Consider the following 4,305-nt stretch of genomic DNA (forward strand, 5'->3'; position numbering starts at 1 on the left):
GCTGCCGGGGTCGCAGACCCCGGCAGCGTCACCGCCACAACGTTCTATTTTCTTAAATAGTATCCGCTGTTTAACGATTATCAACTTGTTTTAGGGCTGATATAGGTGCAGGCAGTTTATCAAGTTCTTGGACAAACCCAACCGTTCGGAAAAATAAAAAGCACCCTGGGATTCAATAGAGGTCGATTTATCGAGTTATTGATAATCGAAATAGGGGTGATAATAAAGTTGGCTTTGGCTCGTTAGTGGAGTGACGGGGGCGGGGGCGCAGCACCCCGCCCCGGCAGCGTCTACCTACCGGCCGCGTAAAAAGTGAACAATCACCTCGAGGCCCTTTTCGAAATGGTCGTTATTTGGAATCACAATATCACATGAGCGTTTGTGTGGTCGAATAAATTGCTCATACGTAGGTTTAACATGATATTTCCAGCGGTACATCACATCCTGTAAGTCATAGCCACGCTCTTCATTATCGCGTTTGATCCGGCGCTCAAGTTTGATTTTATCTTTCGCGTCAATGAAGATTTTAAGATCTAATAAGCGTGCCACATCCGGAAAATGAAACACAAAAATACCCTCCACAACCAAGATTTTACGCGGATAAAAATGCAAAAGCCCAGGTACTTTTGTGGAATTATTAAAGGTGTATTCAGGTCGTGAGACAACCTCGCCAGCCCGCAATTTTTCTACATCTGCCGCGAAAGCTTCATCATCGATAGCGCCTGGTAAATCGAAATTCTCGATGCCATTATGGTCTTTGGTCTGGTGCTCAATTGGACGGTAGTAGTTGTCCTGCGATAATAAACATATTTCATCCTCCGGAAACTGCTCCATTAAACGCTTCAAAAAAAGCGTTTTTCCCGAGGCGCTTCCTCCGGTTATTCCGATGATAAAAGGTTTGTCGATGTTGCTCATAGAAGCTACAAATTTGCGAAAAGCATCGCTAGGAATCAAGCCTCATCGGCCGAATTTTATGTAGTCGGCCTCTTCATCCTTAGACCCTTCATACACAACATGTAAGTCATACAAAGCAAACAAGTCAATGATTTCTGACCGTGTAAACAAACGTCGGCCACAACCCTCATGTACTCCTCCGGTTAGAATTTCTTCCACAATCACGGAGCCATCCACTTTTAGCACACGATTGATTTCAGCTAAAACAGCTGATAAATCATTCAATTCATGTAAAGAATTCAAAAGCCAAATTTGATCAGCCGTTTCATCGGATAGCGGAATTGACGCTGCATCCGCATGAAAAATGGATGCGGGTGTCACCGCTTTTTTTCCGTACTGTTCTTCAAAATAGGCGATAGCCTCATCCAAATCATCCCAATTCAAAACATCTTTATTTCGATCCAATAAAAGTAATTCTCCCGCCTCGTGCTCCATAGTTTGCTTTATTTCCCACCACGCGGCCCCACAACCTAGTGATAAAATGCAATCGGTGGGGGACCATTCGCCAACTTCATATAAACTTTTCTTCATGCGGCAAATTATCAACTTTGCTTATCTTTAACAAAAAAGTATGTTATGGCACTATTCATTGCACCTACCGCCAGCGTCATGGGACGCGTAATTATTGAAAAGGATGTCACCATTTGGTATGGCGCCGTCGTCCGTGCAGACGTAGAAGAAATTCACTTAGGCGAAGGATGTAATATTCAAGATAATGCCGTATTGCACGCTGACGAAGGCGATAAAACCATCATAGGATCTCGCGTGACTGTAGGTCATTCTGCCATCGTACATGGTGCGGAAATTGGTGAAGGCTCGTTAATTGGGATGCATGCAACGGTATTAAATCGGGCCAAAATAGGCAAATGTTGTTTAATCGGTGCGCATGCTTTGGTTACTGCCGGCATGGAGATTCCCGATTATTCCTTGGTTTTAGGAAGTCCTGCCAAAGTCGTAAAAACCCTGAGTGCTGAGCAAATCGAAGCCCTAAAACACGGTGCTGATCATTACATTATGATGGGTGCCAAACATGCTGCAGGTGAATTTCCACTAATCAAATCATGATTGAATTAATCCTCATTCGGCATGCACACGCTGGACCCTATACGAGTCCGGATGAAGCCCGACATTTGTCGGAAAGGGGTATCGATGAAGCGAAACGCCTCGCCGACAAACTAAAGGATTATCCTTTGCCCGATGGGATTTGGTATGTATCAGATGCTATTCGTACGCTGGAAACTTTTCAGATATTAAGTAATTCAAAAGCGGTGGTTTCCAATTTTTGGTACCATGCCACAGGGCCTGAATATTGGGAAAAACTCAAGGAATCGAAAGCAAAGGTTATGTATTTGGTCGCACATAATCCGTCTATTTCTTATCTGGCCTCCTATTTATCTGGGGAACAAATTCAAATGGATACCGCCAATTTTGTACATTTGCAGTGGCCTACGCTCGATGCTTTGGAAGAAGTAACACAAGGCAGCGCCTCAGTCAAAACACGATTTTAACATGAAAAATCAGAAAATATTTCGTTGGGTTATTATCTTATTTACCCTCTTGATGATCGGTTTGGCTATTGATATGGCTAGAAATACCACGGCGCCGTGGAACAAAAAGAAGTCTATTAGTCGCTAGTCACTAGTCGTCAGTCACTAGTCCGGAGTCCGGAGGATACGATTTTAAACCTCGGGTTTTAAACTGGGGTTATGAAATAAATCGCCGCATTACATGCGTCTCAAACTTTGGCAATCCTGAAAGGTTTGCCAAAGAAAAAACCTCTTCCGACGTCCAATGTCCAGTGTCCAATGTCCAACATCCAGTTTCCAACGTCCAGCGTCTAAATGACTGATTCTATATGCTTCAAATGATGCACGCAATGCCAGGCATATATTCCCAATACTCGATCTAAACGATAGGTTATCCCGCGCTCTGGATGAAAATAGGTCCGGGACCAATCTGATTCCTGCATGGTTTCCATCAGGTAAACCCAACGCAAGTGTATGTATTTGATTCCCTCAATCGACCATTCAATAGGTGCCTCGTTGCCATCCGGCATCGCCGCCCAAGTGTTTTCATCGTAAGGTTTGATAGTGGGGATTTCCTCTGTCAACGCCATCTTGAATCGGATATACGAATTAATGTGGCTGTCGTATAGATGATGGATTACCTTGCGGGCCGACCACCCACCTGCGCGGTAAGGTTTTTCCAATAAGGTTTCATCGACACCGGTTAACAAAGTTGCTAGTTGGCCAGGTAACGCATCAATGATGGAAATCCATTCCTTGCGTAATTCCGGCGTTATAACATCCGGCGCAGAAAATTTTCCGATGGGATATTGTAAAGGATTTAATTCCATATTATCGGGTATAAAATGCAGTGATTTCAGCTCCAGCTTGTCGCGTGTGCGCAATCAGTGGATGAACACCTTGATGTATACTTTCCATCAATTCTTTGCCAGTTTCTTTGGCTAACTGAGAAGTGTGCAATACATGTTCAATTTCCCCTTCTTCCATTTCCAAAGGAACAACTACTTTGAAGGGCTGATTTCCAAAAGCCGCCAGACGTGCAGCTTCTATTTTAGCCAAGGCAAAGCTATTCTCTAAATCTGTTGTATCTACGGTAATGACCAATGCTTCTTGATTGGTTTTTTCAGCTAAAACGGAAGAAATGGCTAGGTCTAAACCTTCCAATAACTTACGAAACACATGGTAATTTTTGCCATTGCGCATCCGCTCACGAATCGATTGACGAATGAAATAGGTAATTGAATCCGTAACCGTAAGTCCTATCTCTGCCATTTGCTTGAAAATTAAAGACGAGGGTGACATCCCCGGAATGGTGTTAGGATCATGTAAGACAACCACACCTTCTGCCGTTAAAAATCCATCAATCCGCGTACAAACCCCAAATCCCAAATCATCAAATGCTTGCTTTACTTGCGCTTGAATCAGTTGGAGGTGTGCCAAAGACGCATCCATCGGGATTCGCTTCCGCGTTAATTTAGACTTGTATTTGGCATTAAAATCAAAGACTTCTACGGATTCATCCATCACAATTTCGGTTGGAGGAAGGGCAACAGAAACACCCTTTGGCGTTTGTATTACCCCGCAACTGAATTCGTTTCCATTCACGAATGCTTCCAATAATACCGCATCTTCTGAATGCATCGAATGTATAGTTGCCTTCGTAACTGTATGTACAAAATAGGCCTTTAATGCCGCAAGTAATTCGGAAGGATGAACATAAATTTCGTGGTTAAATCGGACTGGGAAACCGATTCCTTCGTCCAAATTCACCATTTTCTGGAGCAAATCAACCTGCTGATCTTCTGAATACGTAATCCAATCTTCC

The 4,305-nt window shown here is 43.5% G+C and carries 5 protein-coding genes and 1 pseudogene; 2 read left to right on the forward strand and 4 right to left on the reverse strand.

The features are described from left to right. Nucleotides 1–294: 294 nt before the first annotated feature. Both udk and ACIQZ2_RS11585 read right to left on the reverse strand, forming a co-directional pair. Entirely contained in the window at nt 295–915 is a 621-nt protein-coding gene (gene udk / locus ACIQZ2_RS11580) for a uridine kinase (protein WP_395769011.1), read from the reverse strand. Between the two features lie 42 nt (nt 916–957). Further along, nucleotides 958–1,485 (reverse strand): class I SAM-dependent methyltransferase, encoded by a 528-nt coding sequence (locus tag ACIQZ2_RS11585; protein ID WP_395769012.1) that lies wholly within the window; start codon nt 1,483–1,485, stop codon nt 958–960. Nucleotides 1,486–1,530: 45 nt separating this feature from the next. Between ACIQZ2_RS11585 and ACIQZ2_RS11590 the strand changes: the two genes are divergently transcribed. Next, nucleotides 1,531–2,019 carry a gamma carbonic anhydrase family protein gene (locus ACIQZ2_RS11590; protein ID WP_395769013.1) on the forward strand — a complete coding sequence of 163 codons (489 nt, stop codon included), beginning with the start codon at nt 1,531–1,533 and terminating at the stop codon, nt 2,017–2,019. Next, nucleotides 2,016–2,462, forward strand: coding sequence for a SixA phosphatase family protein (locus ACIQZ2_RS11595; protein ID WP_395769014.1), 447 nt, complete (start codon nt 2,016–2,018; stop codon nt 2,460–2,462). Before ACIQZ2_RS11590 ends, ACIQZ2_RS11595 begins: the two co-directional genes overlap by 4 nt. Nucleotides 2,463–2,791: 329 nt before the next feature. Here ACIQZ2_RS11595 and ACIQZ2_RS11600 read toward each other — a convergent pair whose 3' ends face one another. Together ACIQZ2_RS11600 and ACIQZ2_RS11605 are read right to left on the reverse strand one after the other, a co-directional pair. Beyond that, a complete protein-coding gene (locus tag ACIQZ2_RS11600) occupies nt 2,792–3,310 on the reverse strand; it encodes a YfiT family bacillithiol transferase (protein WP_395769015.1) in 519 nt (172 codons plus the stop codon). A gap of 1 nt (nt 3,311) precedes the next feature. Continuing rightward, nucleotides 3,312–4,305 (reverse strand): annotated as a pseudogene (locus ACIQZ2_RS11605) (D-alanine--D-alanine ligase); the annotation flags it as partial.

Origin of the sequence: Aquirufa sp., from assembly GCF_044342065.1 — a bacterium.
Classification (GTDB): Bacteria; Bacteroidota; Bacteroidia; order Cytophagales; family Spirosomataceae; genus Aquirufa.

Bases quoted from the DNA above. Each gene is read 5' to 3' on its own strand.
- udk (WP_395769011.1), bottom strand. From the start codon at position 915: ATGAGCAACATCGACAAACCTTTTATCATCGGAATAACCGGAGGAAGC.
- ACIQZ2_RS11595 (WP_395769014.1), top strand. From the start codon at position 2,016: ATGATTGAATTAATCCTCATTCGGCATGCACACGCTGGACCCTATACG.
- ACIQZ2_RS11585 (WP_395769012.1), bottom strand. From the start codon at position 1,485: ATGAAGAAAAGTTTATATGAAGTTGGCGAATGGTCCCCCACCGATTGC.
- ACIQZ2_RS11600 (WP_395769015.1), bottom strand. From the start codon at position 3,310: ATGGAATTAAATCCTTTACAATATCCCATCGGAAAATTTTCTGCGCCG.
- ACIQZ2_RS11590 (WP_395769013.1), top strand. From the start codon at position 1,531: ATGGCACTATTCATTGCACCTACCGCCAGCGTCATGGGACGCGTAATT.